The organism is Spiroplasma endosymbiont of Panorpa germanica (genome assembly GCF_964019765.1).
Classification (GTDB): domain Bacteria; phylum Bacillota_I; class Bacilli_A; order Mycoplasmatales; family Mycoplasmataceae; genus Spiroplasma_B.
Map to the genome: position 1 here is coordinate 931,464 of NZ_OZ026461.1, position 18,483 is coordinate 949,946.

The following is an 18,483-nucleotide window of genomic DNA, read 5'->3' on the forward strand; positions in this document are numbered from 1 at the left end:
AACTAGTTGTTTTTATTGAAGCTTTAAAAAGTTAATAAATAGTTCTTGAAGCTTTCAATATTTTCTCAAAATCAAAATCTCAAACTATGGGCCTTTTTTTTATATTATCAAAAAAGAAATCTAAAAATTCTATGCAACTTTCATAAATGAAATTCTTATTTTTTGAATAATCAACAATGAATGTAGTGTAATGACTTTTATGATCATTTTTAGCATAACTCAGAGAAGAATCAAAATCTGATTTAAAAAAAGGTAATATGTATAATAAAGGTAATTGTACTTGCTTTGCTGTTTTTAATTTAAAAATAGATCCTATACCATGTGGTGGTTGGGTCTCAATTTGAAAAGCATTGATGGAATTTTTGTAATAATTTAAATTACTTAAAAAACGATCAAAGTTTTGCTTTACCTCCTCTGTTTCATTTTCCAAATTAAACAGACTTGAAAATCAGCTATCATCAATTTCAATACTCTTAATTGCATTTTTGTAATCTTCAAAATGGTCTTCTTTCAATTTAAAAATTTGAAAAAGAAACAATTGTTCATAATCATTTTCAAAAGTTATGCCTGCTTTTAAGGTATTTTTGTATATTTTATTTATTTTTCTAAAATCCTTATTTGGATTCTGACTAATGTACTGAAGCAATAATTTATTTTCTATTTCTGTAATTTTGTTATCTCATTCAATAAAATCACTGATTCTTATTTTTTGGTCAAAAATTTTATCAATATATTTTTCCGAATTGATTGAAAGCATAGAATTTATATGGTCTTCATTCAGAGAACAAACAAAGAATATTTTTTTTGATTTCATATTAAATAAAATATTCTTAAAAGTGGTGATAATCGTTAGTACGGTTTCATTTGAGCATCTATCTAATTCATCAAAAAAAATGATATAGTTATTTTCAAACTCATTAACTGTTTTAACAACTTCACTTATTACATTCGTAATTAGAGATGAAACTCCAACTGAATGATTTGAATTTAAATCTTCGATTGTATTATTTTTGCTCTCATTAGCAAGAGCACCTCAAATTTCTTTTGGAGAAATACCAATTTTGCTTTTAAGAATTAAACTAAATATTTTTCCAAACTTTTCTTTTAAATTGTGGGATTTTTTTTCTTGAGGAATAATTTGATCCACAATATCTTTCAAAACAAGCATTATTGTGTCATCTCTTACAATTTCATAATTTCAAGCATTTAAGACAATAGCCTTGTAGCCTTCCTTTTCAGATTGCTTTTCAATTTTATCTATTACTGTTGTTTTACCTGAGCCTCATTTTCCAGATAAACAAAAGTTATTAAAATCTGATTTTCCGCAATGTCATTTTTTTGCGGCTTCGGTTATTATTTCTGCTATATTTTCAATATTCAAATTTTTGTTTCTCTCTTTCTGATTTTAATTAATTTAAATCTTATCTATTTCTATTCTCCACTTTCTTTTAATAATTTTTGATATTCACCTCTCAACGATTTGGCTTTTGTTCGATTATTTTTCATTTTATCTAAAACTTTTTCCAACTCTTGATACATTTCATTAATGCTACTATCATAATTTTCAAAGTAGGTTATGACTTTACTTAAAACTTCTAACTTTTTGTCGTAATTTTTGATGTCATCAAAAATTGTCATATATTTGTCAACTGAGGAAATTATCGCCATTAAAGTACTTGGTCCAGCAATAATTACTTTTTTCTTATATGCTCTTTCAATTAAATCTGAATTAGTATTTATAAAACTAAAAATTGATTCTGAGGGAACAAACATTATCGCATAAACAGTATTGTCTTCAATGGAGATATATTCACTAACTTTATCAATATGTTTACTAACGTCATTGATAAAGGCTTTGTTATTAGTAGAGTCACCAATAAATTCTCCTTGATCGTTGAACATTTTATTGTACTCATTAAAAGGTAATTTACTATCGATTGGAATATTAACAAATCGACTGTCGTTTCCTTTAATCATTAAGTCAATTATTAAACCTTTATTTTGAGAAGACTTTTTCTTTAGTTGATACTGTCTTTCAAAGAGAATGTTTTGGTGATGAGATGATCCAGTAATATTACCAATGATTCTTTCTAAGATGTATTCCCCTGCTTTTCCAGCCTTGTTGTTTTGGACTAATAAATTTGAAATACTTTTAACATCACTATTGATCGTTTCAATATTTGCGGTATTTTTGCTTAAATTTATTAAATGGTTATTTATTTCAGATGCCTTATTATTTTGATCTTGTCGTAATATTTCATTCTTACTATCAATGTGTTTAGTAACTTCACTTAAGAGTTGATTTGAATTGGAATTGCTGTGAGTGACTAGTTTATTAATTTTTTCTTCAACATCTTTGGTTTTGTTTAAATGGTCGGTGAGAATATCGTTTTTTATTTTCTCCAATTCTAACTTTAAAGCATCCCCATTTAATTGACCATCTGTTACTAGATTACTACTGGGTTTTTTAAAAACCTTTACCACTATGATTGCTAGAACCACAATTAAAACAAGTAATAACACTAATAATATAATTTCTAGTATTGACATAAAGACCTCGCTTTGCTGTTTTAATTATATAATTTATTTGAAAATAATTATAGTTAAAATGTACTAATTTTCAATGGATTATCTAACAAAAAAAGTAGGTTTGCACCTGCTTAGTAAATTTAATTTAAACGAAAGGCAAATTATTGGCTTTTATTTTTAAGTCGTTTCGCTTTGTGTTCTTCAACTTTTTTTAAAACTATCTTTAACTAGATAAATCCTCTTAAAAAGTTATAACTTCAATTTCGATTAAACCATTTAATGGCAGGGCTCCAACTTGAAAAGCGCTACGAGCGGGTTTATGACCGACAAAGAATTTTTCATAAACTTGGTTCATTTCACCAAAATCATTAATATCTTTTAGCAAAAAAAGCTTTAATAATGTTTTTTTTTATAGTCAGCTTCATTTAAAATTCCTTCAATATTATTTAAATAATTTTGTGTCTGTTCAACAATACCTGCCCCCATTTGATTGGTGACTGGGTTAATTCCCAACTGACCAGAGGTGTATAAAATTTTGTTAACCTCAATAGCTTGTGAGTATGGCCCGATAGCTGCAGGCGCTAATTTTGTTTTAATTATTTTCATTTTTTTCTCCTTTTTTAAATAAATATTATTTCCAATCTTTCTATCAATTCTAATTGTTTATCCTTACTCATTCCAATATTAATTCTAAATCAAGATTCCTCATGAGAACCAAATTCATCACCATAAGGCTTCCTTCTATAAAATATGCCCTGCTTAACATTTTTTGAATTAAAAAAGAGTGATAAAGCACTCTTCAAAATTTATTCAAATTTCATAAAATGGCAATTTAAACTAAACTTAATCTGATTCTGAATTTTTAACAAGAAAGTCTGAAACGCCATTTCCCAATTTGCAATTGCTTGCATCGTGACTAGGTCTAAATTTATTATGCACTTGCAATTTAAATTTAATGAACCCTATATAAATATAAGAAAGCGATTAGATATCGCTTTTTTCATAATTATGACCTTACAAGTTAAATAAGAAAAGTAAATAGTAAAGTACAGATGCTAATAAAAGTGGTTTATAGTCAAAAACGGTGTCGTCTATTGGTCTCCCCTCTTTAATATCTAAAACTTTTATTAAACTTGAATGGTGTGTTATCGTATTTCTATGTTGAATAAGAAAATTTTTGAACATCCCTACTTTGTCTAACTTTAGGTTAAATTCAGATTCTCTGAAATTTGTACCTCTTATAAACCGTTCCTCTTTTCCTGTTATCTGAGCTTCTTTTCATTTTTCATTTTTTCTTTCGTTAAGAATTAGGTTTTCTTGCTCAAGAACATCCAGTCTATTAACAAGGCTATTGAATAAACTTTCAGCTTCATATCTGTTCTGATCTAGAAAGAAAATTGTATAATCGCCCAGACAATTTATTTTATTTATCACTCATCTGTTAAATGAAGCGTGATTTTTAACCATGTTTTCTGTAAAAATATTTTTTTTAAATATAAATTGTTCCGTTTTTCAAATCTCAACTTCTAAATATCTTTTCAATCTATAATTATCGACCAAACTGTTTTCGCCCGTAACAATTAAACCGTTTTGTAAAAACTCTCGCATTTTCTGTTCTATTTTTTTATGATTAACTTCACCAGAATTAAAGACAAAATCTGCAAAATTATTAAAAATACTATATTCGCTCTTATTTTTCATATTCTAATTCAATAGCCCTTCTTTCTATCCTAAAATTGTTTTAGTTATATTGGTTTAGGTGTCATAATCAATCACTTAGACTTTATAAAAAAGCGGTGTCAAACCAGTTGTAAATTTGTATATATTTTTATTTTTACACATCCCGCTCTTGTGGCTTACAAAAATATTTTTTATCGCTTTCAATATTTTTTAAATCTTAAATAAATTATATCATAACTAATTATTCATTTTAGTAAATAAAAAAACAGCAAATTCGCTAAAGTGTTGACTTATTAAGACAATAAAACTAAAATTATATATAAGGATTGCGAGATTTTTAAAATGGAAGAAAATAAGAAGTATCTAATAAGTGACTATGAAAAAAGATTAAATTTTTTATGTTTTAATTTAATGAAAAATGATAGATTAATTCATGAAAATTATTTATACAAATCAGGGAAAAAGTTTTTATTTTTTGGCAGTCAGATAATTATAGATCAGGATTCTATCAACACAGTTAAAAATTTTTTGCCCACTTTTTTCGAGAGTTTAAGTAAATCTTTTTTTTCAATCAACACCAAATCAAAGGGAGATGGATTGTATGAGAAATTTGCAACAATTTATTTAGAGCCTAATGTATTTAAAAAAATAAATGAAATCGGTTTTATCGGTGATAATTATAAAAAAAATGAAAATACGACTCGCTTTTCAAAAAATCAAAAGTATTCAAACATTTTTGAAATTATTACTGAACGCGTTTTGTCTGAGTTCAAGCAAAAAATGAATAAGGAGGGCCAAGATTTCAGCAGCTTCTTCTTAGAAGAAGCAGTAGGAACTATTGAAGAAGGAAATGCTCAAAAAAATGTGTTTTACATAACAACAATGGACAATGGCTATAAAACAAAATTTGATGTGCTGAAGGGCATTCTTGGAAAAAGTAATTTTTCTTTAAAATTGTTGGATCCATGAAGTGATGAATTTGTAAATGAAAAAATAATTGCAGAGATTGAAAATAATAGTTATTTTATTGTAGATTTGTCTCTTTTCGGAAAAAATGAATTAAAACCTAACATCTCATTTGAATTGGGGTATGCCAAAGCTTTGAAGAAAAAAATTATAGTTTTTTGCGAGGAAAAAGACTTCCAAAATTATTATAAATCTAATGGTTTTTCAGATTTGGGAAGTAGTTACTTTGTAAATACATACAAAGAAATAACAAAAGATTTGGACAATAAAGTCCTGAATGAAGCAATGGAAAAATTTATTTAAAATTAAAAATATGAAAGTTGGTATTTATGGGTTATATTTGTCATAATTGTGGAATGATTACTTTTGCAGAAACTCTAATTTTCCACAATAGGGTTTACTTCGACGAATACAGTATGAAAAAAACATTACAAGGCGGTGGATTTGATTACTCACCCACTGAACCTGGTTCTTATTATATTGTGTGAATTTGTTCCAGATGTAATCGGGTAAATTTAAATATGAATGGAAACATAAAACCAATATCTTTAATTCCGACTTACGAAAGCCTTGATATTTTGAAAAAACTCGATAAGTGTGAAGATAGTAATTTGATAAAACTATTTAATGAATTTATTAAGTGTGCTAATTTAAAATTTAATTCTGCAGCAGCAATGTTGGGAAGAAAAATATTAGCCCATCTAGTACAATCTGAGACTAAATTTAATTTTGACAAAAAAATGAGCTTCCAAACATGCGTTGAAGCAATTGAAAAAAGTGGAATACTTGGAAATAAATGAAAGCAAAAGTTGGAGAGTCTGAGAAAAATAGGTAACGCGGAGAACCATCAAATAAAAATAGCCACAGACGAAGAAATAAATTTGGTAAAATCTATCATAGAGGGTTTGATTGATAATATTTATCATTAAAAACTTAACTAATAATATTTAATAATAAATTTTATACTTTTATTAACAGTTATGTTAGGGAAACTAGAGCAATATGTGCTCACAAAGATAAGCAATAAGATACGTCTTTTGAATGTTTGAAAAAGGCCCGCAAAGACCTTTTTTTGTTTCCTAGTTTTAAAAATAGCAAATAGGTTATAACATTAAAGAAATCTTGGTAAAAACGTGACAGAAAATAATTTTTAAGTTTTTATGGTTGATAAATAGATCCCACAGGTTTTAGAACTACTCTAAGAGAATTATACTCAAGATATCACTTACCATTAATGATTACAGAAAATGGTGTAGGAACTCGTGAACAATTAAATGAGCACAATACTGTTGAAGATGACTATCGTATCCAATACTATCTAGAACACATTCTCCAAATGCGTAAAGCTATAAGTGAAGGAGTTGTAGTTATCTCATACAATCCTTGAACGGCGATTGATTTAGTCTCCTCACATCAAGGTTTTCAAAAACGCTACGGATTTATTTATGTGTATCGAGACGAACATAATTTAAAAGACATGAAACGCTATTTTAAAAAATCATTTTATTGATACCAAGGACTTATTAAGAATAACGCTAATAATATTAAATAACAAAAACCCAGTTGATTGGCCAACTGGGTTTTTGGATTTTAGTTTTGGTTGGAGGAAATTGTAGATATTGAAACAATTAGATAGTTTTGAAACAAATCTTGTTGAATATCTTCATCACGCAATTTTTTTAATTTTAAATAGTTCAAATTTTTTAGATTATTAAATATCTTTAATTATTTATAAACTAAAATTTGAAGTCAACACTATAAATAGATATATAAATGATCACAACAAAAACACCAACTTTTATTGAGAGCAATAATAGTCTCTTAGAGTCAGTGTTTTCAGTTTGTTAAAACTATTTATTTTAAATCTTCACCACAATTGGCGATAATTTTTGAATATCAGTGAGAACTTTTTTTCTATATCTTTTTAAGTCATTTATTTTTTCATCGGTGCGATTGATAAATACAAAGCCGTATCGCTTTTTTATACCCTCGTGAGTTGAAACAAGGTCAAAGGCACTTCAAGGATTGTAACCAAATATTTGCACTCCATCATTTAATGCTAACTTTAATTGCAATAAGTGATCTTGATAATATTTAATTCTATAATCGTCGTTAACTTCATTATTTTTATCTAATTCATCATAACCACCAATTCCGCTTTCAGTAATTATAATTGGTAGTCTGTATCGCTCATAGGTTTCTCATAATGTGTTTCTTAATCCAATCGGATCAATTTCTCAACCAAATTGAGTTTTATCTAAATTATCATTTGGTACTTGTTGATATCAACCAACAATAGATCTCAAACGTCGCTGGTCAGATAGTTCTTTTGTTGTTAGTTCTTTTTCAAATGGAGATTAAAAAATACTATTTCTTGAATAAATAACTAATCTATTATCCAAAGTTTTTTTTGAAAAAACATCATCTGATTAATGTTATATGTCTCTGACTTCACAATCAACTGGCGCGTATAACTTTATTTTCATAATAACTTCTTCCTAAATAAATTATATGTTTTAAGAAAAAATTATTGTTATGAATTGTCAAATTTTGAAATGGTTTAATTTTTTTAAAATATGGACGTAAGGTTTTGTTCTCTTTAAAAATGTAAATTATTATTGCAAATAAGCCATTCAATGGAAATTATTATTGTTATTATTTATTATATTTGTTAGAATAACTTTGGAGGTTTATAATGTTCAATATTTTACTTAGTAACAACTCAATTACTGATGCATTGAAAACGACACTAGTTTCGTGATCACTTTGATCTGCTATAATCGCAACAATTTCAGTAATTGGTTTAGGTTTTTTTCTTACAGTTAAAGGCTTTTTAAATAAAGACTGGGAAAAAGCCTTTACCCGTCTAGTAATGCTTGTTGGGTTGCCCTCACTTGCATTGAATGGATTTTTAAAAGACGTTACCCCAGAGGAATTGAAATCAGAATTATCAATTATTATGATTGGTTTCATTTTCTACTTAGTAATGACAATGGGGGCAAAAATTTTCTTCTATAAATACAACAAGGATATCCAAGATACACTTGCAATGTGTATCGCCTTAGGTTCAACTACCTTCTTTGGGATTCCGCTAATCACTGCTATTTATGGTAAAGAAGGTGCAACGACCGCTAACAACTTTAATATCCCTTATAGAATATTCCTTTATTCTCTAGGATTCTCAATTATGAGTAAAAAGAATATCGTAACTCAAAATGCTGGGTTTTTATCAAAGAAAGAAATTAAATTGCAACTTCAGAACTTACCAGTTCAAGAACAACAAGCATTCCTTTCAAATCAAAAGCAAATTCGCAATGAGATTCTTTTGAAAGAAGCTCCAGAGCGTAAAAAAATTAGAAATCAAAATTTAAAACAGATATTTTTAAATCCGATTCTAATAGCAACATTTTTAGGGTTCTTCATCTGAGCGACTCAATTAATTCCAGGAATTAAAGCTGTTCAATACGATGGTAAAGAAGCATTTTCACCACTTAGAATTGACTTACTATTCCCACCAATTAAATCAATTTTGGATACTTTAGCAGCAATATGTACCCCATTAGCTTGAATAGCAATTGGTATGACTATTGCTAAAGGAAATATTAAAAAAGCAATGAAATCAAAAGTGGTTTGATATGCAACTGCCATTAGAGTATTGGTTGTTCCAATTGTAGCTTTATTGTTTGTAGTATTGTTTGCTTGAATTGGATCAGCTAGTGGTGGATGAACCATTTCTTCTACTCAACTTACTGTTATTCTTATTATGGCAGCAACTCCACCAGCAAATGTTGTAGTGGCATATGCAATTAACTATGATAAGGAATCTGAGTTGGCAAGTAACGTAACAACATTATCAACAATTTCTGCTATTGTTACAATGCCAATTTGAGTAATCATTGGTACTGCAATTGGAGCTACTGGATTATTTATCAGTTAGATTTTAAAGGAGATTTAAATTTATGAAAATGATTTGTTATGGAGTTAGAGATACTGAAAAAGAATTCTTTAATGAGATTAATAAAAAATTTGGTTATGAACTAATTTTAGAACCAAAACTACTAACCCACGAAAATATAGATACTGCAAAAAACTGTAAAGCTGTAATGCTGCGAGCAAATTGTGTCGCTGATAAGGCTAACTTATTAAAAATGAAAGAGTTCGGAGTAGAGTATGTTTTAACCCGAACCGTTGGTGTCAATCATATTGATACTAAAGCTTGTGAAGAATTAGGAATGAAAACAGCATATGTTCCCTTCTATTCACCAAATGCTGTTAGTGAGCTTGCGTTGAGTTTAGGGATTGGTTTAATAAGAAATATTTTTCACACAACTTTCAAAACTGGAATGCAAAAGGACTTCACGGTTGATTCATTTATGTTTGCAAAAGAAATTAGAAATTCAACAATTGGTATTATCGGAACAGGAAGAATAGGTCTTGAAACTGCTAAGGGTTGAAAAGGAATGGGTGCCAAAGTAATTGGTTATGATATTTATGAGAACCAAAATGCAAAAGGTATTATTGAGTACAAAAAATTAGATGATGTTTTAGCTGAAAGCGATTTAGTAACATTCCACTGCCCTTATATTAAAGGTGAGAATGATCATATGATTAACAAGGAATTTTTAAGTAAAATGAAACCAAATTCTTTTTTAGTTAATGCTTCAAGAGGAGAAATTCTTGATCCAGTTGCATTGTATGATGCAATAAAAAGTAATCACATAAAAGGAGCGGCACTTGATGTTGTTGAAAAAGAATCTCAGATATTTTTCAAAAAATTTGGTAAGGAATCTATACCAGTTGATGAATATGAAAAACTTCACCAACTGTATCCAAGAGTTGTAATCACTCCACACATTGGTAGTTATACTGATGAAGCTGTTAAAAATATGGTTGAAACAACTTATATGAACTTACAAGAATACATTAAAACAGGTGACTGTAAAAATAAAATTAAATAAAAAAAATCATGGAAATTTAAATTCCATGATTTTTTTTATTTAAATGATAGTTAGCTTTTGTTTTTTCAATTTATTTTACATTACCTTACTGCACTATCCTGAAACTGAATTTTCGTTTCGATTATATCTAGAGGCGCTTACTTGACAATGGCAGGTTTTTATAGAGCTCTATCACCTTAACAAAATTAATTGAATTTGAATTAAAATTTCCTTTTTATAAAAATATCTTCATCTAACATATTTCAGTTTTAACTCAATTATTATTTTAATATAAGATTGCCCTAGATATTTAAAAGTTTTTTCATGATCATTTTTTAAAACCATGATCTTTATCTCTACCAATTGTTATTAAATGAGTTTTATACTAACAAAATTAGCTTTAAATCCTTTTATTACTATTCACTTTTAGTCTAATTTCTAAGTTTTTATCAAGTTTAAAGCAATTAATTTCTTGTGTTTTTCTTCTTTCTCATTTTTAATAAAGCTATTACTAATAGCTTCAAGCCTTCTAATCTTTGATACTTTTTGTTCTTCAACTTTATAATTACCAGTTATGGTTTTTTAAGCTGAATAGCTCATGGTGAAACTTTAATCAAATCAGCAGCAGCGTCTGAATCTTTAACGATACTTTCAGATGATACAGCAGTATGAAAATTTTGTTTGGCATCAAAAGAATGTGAACATTTGACCACCACAATTTTTTATTTATTGATTGTAGTAAAAATTATGCTAACCAATTCTCTATTTTGATAATCTAGGGTCTTTTCATCAGTTTACATTTAATTTATTTCCGGTCTAAAATATCCCCTTCCTTGAATAGGTTCTCCTTAACTTTGTTAAGTAGGCTCAATTCATTAGTCGAGGCGACGTTAAGGTCAGTTGATTTATTTCAGGATTTTATATTCCACTCTAATATTTCTTTAAAGTCAGAAATACTTTCTGTTTTGTCGTACGTGTTATAACGATTTTTATTTTGTTCAAGCATTCTGAAATTAAATCTCTCTGGGTCTATAATATTATATGATTTTTCCACAAAATTATTTATTTTTCTAAAAACCTCTTCATCCAAACACCCTGTTTTACAATCACAAGAATTAAAAGCTATTTTTTCGAAATCATCATTTGAAATATTTTTTAGTTTTATTTGTAGAAAATTATTAGTTACGGCGTATGTTTCTTTAGGCTCGGATCTTGAAAACATTTTGCAATTTGTCTTAAATTCAAAAAATTGTGGCAGCGGTCTTTTTTTAGATGTCAGAGAAATAAGATTCAACTCTAAATCGTTAGATCACTTTGACACAAGAAAAAAACGAGGATATTTAGCATATGCCCCCTCTTTTCTTCAAATTTTCAAGACTAAATTTTTTATAACCATTCTATCTTAAAACTGCACTTTCTTTTGGATCAAAACCAATAAGCGAGATGTAGTTACTTGCCAAGGGCGAGTTTTTGTAGTGCTCTCTCACTTTTTCAAAATTAATCACACTTGAGTCGAAATCGTCGTTTTGGTAAAAATATCTTCATCCAGCATCAATATGGTTTAACTCAATTACTTCTTCAATAGACAATTGTACTAGATACTTCAAAGTTTTATTAATGACATCAAGTTCCTTTTCTGTAAACAAACTCATATCACCTGAAACTAAAGAGTCAATATTTTGTTGATTAGAATTGATAGAACTTGCATAACTACCGTTATCAAAACTTTTAAATTCTAAACTGAGCATTTTTTCTCCAGTTATTAAAAAATGACTGAGCTCAATGAAATAAGCTGCCTTGTGTAACATAAAATAATGTTTTGTCACATCCTTCTGAACACCTATTAAACCCATTTTCTCATTAGAACTAAACTCTTTGCTATGTTTTCTAAAATAATCTGAAATTATATTTATAATAGCCTTTTCTTTATTTTTCATCCTATTTCCCCCAATTGATAATTGTTATTAAATTAATTTTATACTAATAAAATTAATATTAAAGTCTTTTCTTTATTATTTCTCACTTTTATTTTTACCTTCTAATTTGCGATCAAGCTCAAAGCTATTAATTTCTTCCTTCTTGTCTTCTTTATTATTTTTAATAAAGCTATTATTAATAGCTTCAAACCTTCTAGTCTTGGATATCCTATTTTCTTCAACTTTATAATGATCAGCTATCCTTTTTTTAAGCTTAATCGCTCATGGTGTATCTTTAATGAAATCTTTAGCAACACCCTCTAAATCTATTGTTTGACCTTCAGATAGTAGGTTAATAATAAAATTTAGTTTAACATCAAAAGAATGTAGCCATTTGACCACCTCAATTGTGTGCACATCACTTCTAGCAAAAATTCTGTTAACCAATTCTCTATTTTGATAATCCAGAGTTTTTTCAACGCTTTTTAAAACAAAATCTTCTGAGTCTTCAATAATTTCTTTCTTCATAATGTTTATTAACTTATTTTCTATTGTTCTTGAAAATGAGATCTTGAATTTCTCCTTTTTATTCATATGAAGACCCTTAAACATTTCATAAATACTCAAATTTTCTAAAGAAGAAATTCTAAAAGAAATTTGATGTCTTTTTTCTTTATTCATTTACTGTTTTTCCTTTCTTAGTTTCTGACTAATAAATAATCAAAAACATAAATAATTTAGCATTTTAAAAACCTCTTCTTTTTATCTAATAAAGTCGAAGTTTAAAAAGTCAATTTATTTATTTTTCATTCCTTAAAATGAAGATTTAAAAAAGAGTGCCAAAGCACTCTTTAAAAATTTATCAATTCCCAAAATAGTGCTTCAAACTAAACTTAATTTAATTTTGACTTTTTCGCGAAAAAGTCTAAAGCACTATGTCCCCGATCTGCAATTTCTTGCACCAGGACTAGGTTTAAAGTTATTATACATTATTAATAATTGTTTACAATATCTATTTTTATGATTCAAAATCTTCTAAATTAATTTTAAGACCATTTTGAACCATATTTTGTATCATTTTCTCAAATTTTTGTTCTCAAGCTTTGTTAACTTTTAACAATTCTTGTTCTATTTCTTTTGCACATTTTGACATATCGATTCTGTACTCCTTAAAAATTTTCTATTATATATACTATATCTTTTAATCTCGTTGAAATCAAGGTTCATATTAAGCGCAAACTTATAAAGCGTTACTGAAATAATCGGCGATTTTCACTAAAACTGTCTGTTGTGCATTATGCTTTTCTTTTAATACAAGAACCTGACAATTCTATTCAAGATAGTTACTAATTTCATTTGTATTTTAGTAAATTTAAGAGGTTTTTCAAAAGTGTAATAAAAATACACTTTAGTTTTATAAATAAAATGCTATAATTATATTAACCAATTATGTTGGGGACGATAGAGCGTGATGTGTTCACGAAGAACAGCTATAAGATACGTCTTTTGAATGTTCGAAAAAAGACCTGTAAAGGTCTTTTTTTTGTTACCTAATTTTTAAAATCTGCAAATAGGTTATAAAACTAAAGAAATCTTGATTAATACGGAGCATAAAATAGCTTTAAAGTTTGTATGGTTGAGAAATAGATCCAATTGGTTTTAGAACCACTTTAAGAGGATTATACTCAAGATACCAATTACCACTAATGATTACAGAAAATGGTTTAGGAACTCGTGAACAATTAAATGAGCACAATACTGTTGAAGATGACTATCGTATCCAATACTATCACGAACACATTCTCCAAATGCGTAAAGCTATTAGTGAAGGAGTTGTAGTTATCTCATACAATCCTTGAACGGCGATTGATTTAGTCTACTCACATCAAGGTTTTCAAAAGCGCTATGGATTTATTTATGTGGATCGAGACGAACATAATTTAAAAGACGTGAAACGCTATTTTAAAAAATCATTTTATTGATACCAAGAACTTATTAAAAATAACGCTAAAAATATCAAATAACAAAACCCAGTTGATTGGTCAACTAGGTTTTTGGATTTTAGTTTGGGGTTGAGGAAATTGTAAATTATTTTTGTAGTGATTTCTTTATTGATTAATTGTTAAAAAAATATTCTTTTGAAACAGCAACCTTTTTATATTAAATCTACATAACTATTTTAATTACTAAATCTCCACAAATAATTTTTTTAGACGTTCTGCTTTTTTTCCTATGTCAAATTTAGTTTCAACTGAAAAAAGTTTTTCAATAAATTTATCAAAATAAATTTCTCTAAAAGAAAAGGCACTATTAGAAATAATGGTGGTTTTTTTAGTTTTGGAATCCTTAACTTCTCTAGCAGCCATATTATATGATTCGACAAGAGCGTTTAAACAGTCTTGAAGATAGTAAGTAAGGTTTTCGTCAAATTCTTTATCATCCTTATTTAGATCAAAATTCACATTTTTAATTTCGCTATTTTTATAAATATATTCCTTGAAATCACCCGATCTTAATAAATCTTCAATTTTATCCCTATTTGAAGCTACCATTCACAAAGCTGATATTATCCATCATATTGTGCTTCTCATAATACTGCTTATGTCATTTATTTCTAATTTCTCTTTAAAGGATTCGATATTTATATTGTATTTAAAGCAAGATTCCAATTTCTCTTTTGAAACATCAAAGAAATTGATAATTGAGTAAAAATCCAATTCGTTTAAATTTTTATTCTGAAAAATCTCCTTGTAAATTTTTTCGTCTTCAAAAATCTTTGACTTATTCTGCAAAGCCTTTCAAGGTTTTCCCAATAGCAAAGCCATTACTCTTTGGCCTAGCACTTCGTTATTAATTGTTATTATTTCTTCTTTTTTAAATTTTTCCAAATTGATAATATCTTCTTTGTCTTCCTTATCTTTAAAATCTGCGTCACCTCTTTTAATATTTAAAATAATTCCGCGTCATTTTAAGAAATCTTTAAGTTCTCGCATTTCTTTAGAATTAGACTTAAAGTCTCTTGCTTTTATTGGTTTTTGGTTATTAGCAGCTTTGGTAATCGTTTCAATTACACTAATTAAATTTCCAGAATTTTCTTTTTTTGGTTTTATGATTTTAGCTAAAACGTAAACATCTTTTAGGATATTTTTATCTTGACTACCCCTTCAAAAATTATATAAATTTGTGACAGTCTGAGCTCCATTTACTATTGAGAAACCTTTCAGATGTATTTTGTTACTAAAAAAATCGGGATCATCAAAATCATTGGAAACAATTGTTATACCGTTATTAAAAATTCAAAATTTATCTCTTTGCTTTAATATAGTATCTTTAATTTCTCTGTCGACTTGTGAATTAGCTTTTCCGTTACTAATAGAATATCTTACATTATAATCGAATAGTCTGTTTTTAAATTTTTCATATGCCATGGCCAATGAATGCGCTTCAATTGACATTACAATGCCTTCTTCATCAGATGAACTATATTTTATTATATTGTTATTACCATCATTCTTATTATAATTGTTTTTATTTTGAAATTTAAAATCAAAATCTTTTACTTCGCTGCTTGATTCTTTTATATTATAATCTTTTAATGCTAAATTGATTTCAAATCTTTTCAAATCAAATATTTCTATTGAAACATTCTCATCTAATACTTTATCTAATTTAAAAATCATTTCTTTTATTTCGTTATCCCTTAACGTCTCATTAAAAAAAATAATTATTGTGATTTTAGGCTGTTCAGCTTCTTTTAGACTATCAATAACTTCAAGAAAAGATTGAGAATATTTTTTTTCATCAATCAATCCATCTTTGAAATTCTTTATAGCAATTTTTAATTTCATTATCTTATCAATTTTTTGTTCTGATGTAAAACCATCTTCAAAAACGGTTGCAAACATATACTCCTCATCTTCAATACGTTCACCTATATTTGGCAAATTTATCTTACTAATAAATTCAGAATTTTCAAAATACCATTTTTTTGTTTCCTCAAAGTCAGCTCCGCTTGAAAAATTGTAATGTGTCTTGACACATAATTTTTCATATTCATCCAAGTTATTTATAAAATCCTCTATTTCTTTATTCATTTTTTAACCCTCTTATCTTATTTACTACATTTACCAAAAAATCCAAATATTCATTAAAAATCACATTAGGTCCAAACTTCAGATTTTGATCAAGTTTATATTTTTGAATAGAATTTTCTTTTTTTAAAAAACTTTCATCTATGAAACGATTATAATCTCTCTTATTTTTGCATTGCCCCCCAGATTTTAGAAGGTTGAAGGCAAAAATCAAAGTACAATCGGGGACATGTTTTAAATCTTTGCTGTTTGCAAATGACAAATTTAAATAACGATTTACCCACTTTAAATTAATAGTCTCCATTTTCAGATCATTTGTTAATGAAAAAACTGGCGCTTCTGCATTTAGGAAAGAAACCTGAAAAAAAGGTATATTTACTGATCTCATATTTGCAGACTGACCTAATAAATTTTCAAAATTATTTGATAAATTTTTTGAAATACTTGATAGGTGCATTTTAACCTCGATTACTGCAACAATTTTTTTATCAGAAATTCTTTCAATCGCGATGTCTACATTTTTATTTACGTATGCGCCTTTAACGTTAACTTCATTTCCGGTCGTCTTCTTTGTCCTTATCATATAATCACTACCCAAAATAAAGTCTAGATCCTGAGAAATTCTTTCGTGTATCCCATCCACCTTTTGGCTACTTCTAGAATTTTCAATATGATTTGGTGAAACAATAAATTTAATTGTTTTTTCAACTACTTCAAGTATCCCGTTTTCAAATTTTTCTTTATTTTTTTCAGTTAATAAATTCTGTAACATTTTTATTTTCCTTATTTCTAATTATTTCCAATTGGTTTATTTTGAAACTTAAATATTTTTTAAGGTCTATAGATGAAAAAGAATAATACTCTCCATTTTTATCTTTTCCTAAAATTTTTAAATAATTAATAAACTCTTGCTCGCAAATTATATTTTTATAAAATTCAAAATTACGATTTTCATCCAAAATATATAAACCGCTGTAAATAACGCAACCCTCTTCAATTTCTCTAATTTTTATTGAGTCTATCGACCTTATTATAGAATTTATGGCAAATCTTTTTTTGTTAATATCCTTAATACCTTGTGTTCTTGCAAATTCATATCATTTCTGTGATTGAAGCGATCTTTTTTCAAGTTGTGGTTTGAATGAATAGAGATTTGAATGCATTTCTTTATTGTTAATTTTAATTTCCTTTAGAGTTACAGTGTTTAGATTTGAATCATAAGGAAAAAACACTTTTGTATAATTACCCGTTGAAGCTTTGTATGCCTTTGAAATGTATTTTCCGGTATAATCTTGGTTATAAAAAAATGAATCCAAATTGGTTGAGACCCCATTTTTCACATCAAAGTCTTCTCTAATTTTGGTATTAACAATTTTTTTAAAATCTATTAGATTTTTAACTGAGTCAAAATAAAAGCAGTTATTTAATCATAATTCTTTATATGGTAATTTACTACTAAACAATGGTTTTTTGTTTTTTTCATCGTATGTATAATATTCCATATTATTTGAGGCATGGTTAGTTTCTAAAATTGTAACTGCTGGATAGGTCACAACCCCCTTAAATGGGTTAAAATGTCTTAAATTAACCATTTTAGAAAGCATTTTATTTTCTATAAGAAACTTTCTCATTATTAGACCAGAGCTGCTCGTAAAAAAGGAATTAGGTGTGATATAACCTAGTTTCCCCTTTTCATTAAGCATTTCTATACCAAGCTCAAAAAAAATTAAATAAAGATCGATCATACCTTGTGTTGCAAATTTGAATTTCTTAAATTCAAAATTTAAGTCGTGAATTCTTATATAAGGCGGATTACCTACAACAAAATCCATTTTTCCATTAAATTTACTAATCTCAAGCGAATTACCGTATTTGACATCCCATTTAACTTTTTTTAAAATTCCGTTTTTTTCAACAAGATAGTCCAAGGATTTAATAGCTATTTTAACAGATTCAATTTCAATATCTACACCATGAACATTTGATTCTAATTTAGAAACTATTTCATTTTCAGATAAATTAAAAAGTTTTGACGAACTCAAAAATCTTTCAACTATTTTTAAAAGAAAAGCACCCTGTCCACAGCTGTTGTCTATTATTTGATAATTAAAGATTGGTTCACTATGAATATAACCAACTTGGTCAAGAATATTATTTACGATAAATTCAGGTGTATAAACTTCACCTGTTTTATTTTGATAGATTTCATTTTTCTTTGATTTCATAAAAATTTCCTCGATATTTAATATTATATAACATTAAATATCTAAAATAAAATTTTTATTACTTTAATTAATTTTCCGTGAACAAAATAATAAAAATATTATTGCAGTAATAGTTGTTGTCACCTTTTGGTTCAAAAAG

15 protein-coding genes and 3 pseudogenes are annotated in these 18,483 nt (G+C 27.3%); 6 read left to right on the forward strand and 12 right to left on the reverse strand.

Going from position 1 to position 18,483, the window contains the following annotated elements; all coding sequences use genetic code 4:
- Positions 1–31: 31 nt before the first annotated feature.
- The 4 genes and pseudogenes from AACK87_RS04265 to AACK87_RS04285 form a co-directional block, all read right to left on the reverse strand.
- The gene (locus AACK87_RS04265; protein WP_338971992.1) at positions 32–1,381 is read right to left on the reverse strand and encodes a P-loop NTPase fold protein; all 1,350 of its coding nucleotides are present in this window, start codon (positions 1,379–1,381) and stop codon (positions 32–34) included.
- A 50-nt stretch (positions 1,382–1,431) separates the two neighbouring features.
- The gene (gene rmuC / locus AACK87_RS04270) at positions 1,432–2,550 is read right to left on the reverse strand and encodes a DNA recombination protein RmuC (protein ID WP_338971995.1); all 1,119 of its coding nucleotides are present in this window, start codon (positions 2,548–2,550) and stop codon (positions 1,432–1,434) included.
- A gap of 220 nt (positions 2,551–2,770) precedes the next feature.
- Positions 2,771–3,135 (reverse strand): annotated as a pseudogene (locus AACK87_RS04795) (Rid family detoxifying hydrolase).
- Positions 3,136–3,543: 408 nt separating this feature from the next.
- Positions 3,544–4,230, reverse strand: a complete 687-nt coding sequence (locus AACK87_RS04285; protein WP_338972003.1) for a hypothetical protein — start codon at positions 4,228–4,230, stop codon at positions 3,544–3,546.
- 321 nt (positions 4,231–4,551) lie between these two features.
- Between AACK87_RS04285 and AACK87_RS04290 the strand changes: the two genes are divergently transcribed.
- From AACK87_RS04290 to AACK87_RS04300, 3 genes and pseudogenes are all read left to right on the forward strand, one after another.
- Complete coding sequence (locus AACK87_RS04290; protein WP_338972006.1) at positions 4,552–5,478, forward strand: hypothetical protein; 927 nt, start codon at positions 4,552–4,554, stop codon at positions 5,476–5,478.
- Positions 5,479–5,591: 113 nt separating this feature from the next.
- Positions 5,592–6,104 carry a DUF4145 domain-containing protein gene (locus AACK87_RS04295; protein ID WP_338972009.1) on the forward strand — a complete coding sequence of 171 codons (513 nt, stop codon included), beginning with the start codon at positions 5,592–5,594 and terminating at the stop codon, positions 6,102–6,104.
- A gap of 242 nt (positions 6,105–6,346) precedes the next feature.
- Positions 6,347–6,727: pseudogene (locus tag AACK87_RS04300) on the forward strand (family 1 glycosylhydrolase); the annotation flags it as partial.
- Between the two features lie 307 nt (positions 6,728–7,034).
- Here the strand turns inward: AACK87_RS04300 and AACK87_RS04305 are convergent.
- Entirely contained in the window at positions 7,035–7,481 is a 447-nt protein-coding gene (locus tag AACK87_RS04305; protein WP_338972010.1) for a family 1 glycosylhydrolase, read from the reverse strand.
- A gap of 389 nt (positions 7,482–7,870) precedes the next feature.
- On the opposite strand from AACK87_RS04305, the gene AACK87_RS04310 reads away from it, so the two are divergent.
- Positions 7,871–9,112 (forward strand): AEC family transporter, encoded by a 1,242-nt coding sequence (locus tag AACK87_RS04310; protein WP_338972011.1) that lies wholly within the window; start codon positions 7,871–7,873, stop codon positions 9,110–9,112.
- A 22-nt stretch (positions 9,113–9,134) separates the two neighbouring features.
- Positions 9,135–10,133 (forward strand): NAD(P)-dependent oxidoreductase, encoded by a 999-nt coding sequence (locus tag AACK87_RS04315; RefSeq protein ID WP_338972014.1) that lies wholly within the window; start codon positions 9,135–9,137, stop codon positions 10,131–10,133.
- A gap of 784 nt (positions 10,134–10,917) precedes the next feature.
- Here AACK87_RS04315 and AACK87_RS04320 read toward each other — a convergent pair.
- The 4 genes from AACK87_RS04320 to AACK87_RS04335 form a co-directional block, all read right to left on the reverse strand.
- Positions 10,918–11,433: a hypothetical protein gene (locus AACK87_RS04320; protein ID WP_338972017.1), complete on the reverse strand. Its 516-nt coding sequence runs from the start codon at positions 11,431–11,433 to the stop codon at positions 10,918–10,920.
- A gap of 76 nt (positions 11,434–11,509) precedes the next feature.
- Complete coding sequence (locus AACK87_RS04325) at positions 11,510–12,049, reverse strand: hypothetical protein (RefSeq protein ID WP_338972020.1); 540 nt, start codon at positions 12,047–12,049, stop codon at positions 11,510–11,512.
- Between the two features lie 75 nt (positions 12,050–12,124).
- Positions 12,125–12,709 (reverse strand): hypothetical protein, encoded by a 585-nt coding sequence (locus AACK87_RS04330; RefSeq protein WP_338972023.1) that lies wholly within the window; start codon positions 12,707–12,709, stop codon positions 12,125–12,127.
- Positions 12,710–13,046: 337 nt separating this feature from the next.
- Entirely contained in the window at positions 13,047–13,181 is a 135-nt protein-coding gene (locus AACK87_RS04335; protein WP_338972026.1) for a hypothetical protein, read from the reverse strand.
- Between the two features lie 478 nt (positions 13,182–13,659).
- Between AACK87_RS04335 and AACK87_RS04340 the strand changes: the two are divergent.
- Positions 13,660–14,052 (forward strand): annotated as a pseudogene (locus tag AACK87_RS04340) (family 1 glycosylhydrolase); the annotation flags it as partial.
- A gap of 162 nt (positions 14,053–14,214) precedes the next feature.
- Here the strand turns inward: AACK87_RS04340 and AACK87_RS04345 are convergent.
- The 3 genes from AACK87_RS04345 to AACK87_RS04355 are packed head-to-tail and all read right to left on the reverse strand — an operon-like array spanning position 14,215 to position 18,344.
- Complete coding sequence (locus AACK87_RS04345) at positions 14,215–16,122, reverse strand: AIPR family protein (RefSeq protein WP_338972031.1); 1,908 nt, start codon at positions 16,120–16,122, stop codon at positions 14,215–14,217.
- Positions 16,115–16,891: a hypothetical protein gene (locus tag AACK87_RS04350; protein WP_338972033.1), complete on the reverse strand. Its 777-nt coding sequence runs from the start codon at positions 16,889–16,891 to the stop codon at positions 16,115–16,117. Before AACK87_RS04350 ends, AACK87_RS04345 begins: the two co-directional genes overlap by 8 nt.
- On the reverse strand, positions 16,860–18,344 hold the full coding sequence (locus AACK87_RS04355) for an HsdM family class I SAM-dependent methyltransferase (RefSeq protein ID WP_338972036.1): 1,485 nt from the start codon (positions 18,342–18,344) through the stop codon (positions 16,860–16,862). The genes AACK87_RS04350 and AACK87_RS04355 overlap by 32 nt, the downstream gene beginning before the upstream one ends.
- Positions 18,345–18,483: the final 139 nt, after the last annotated feature.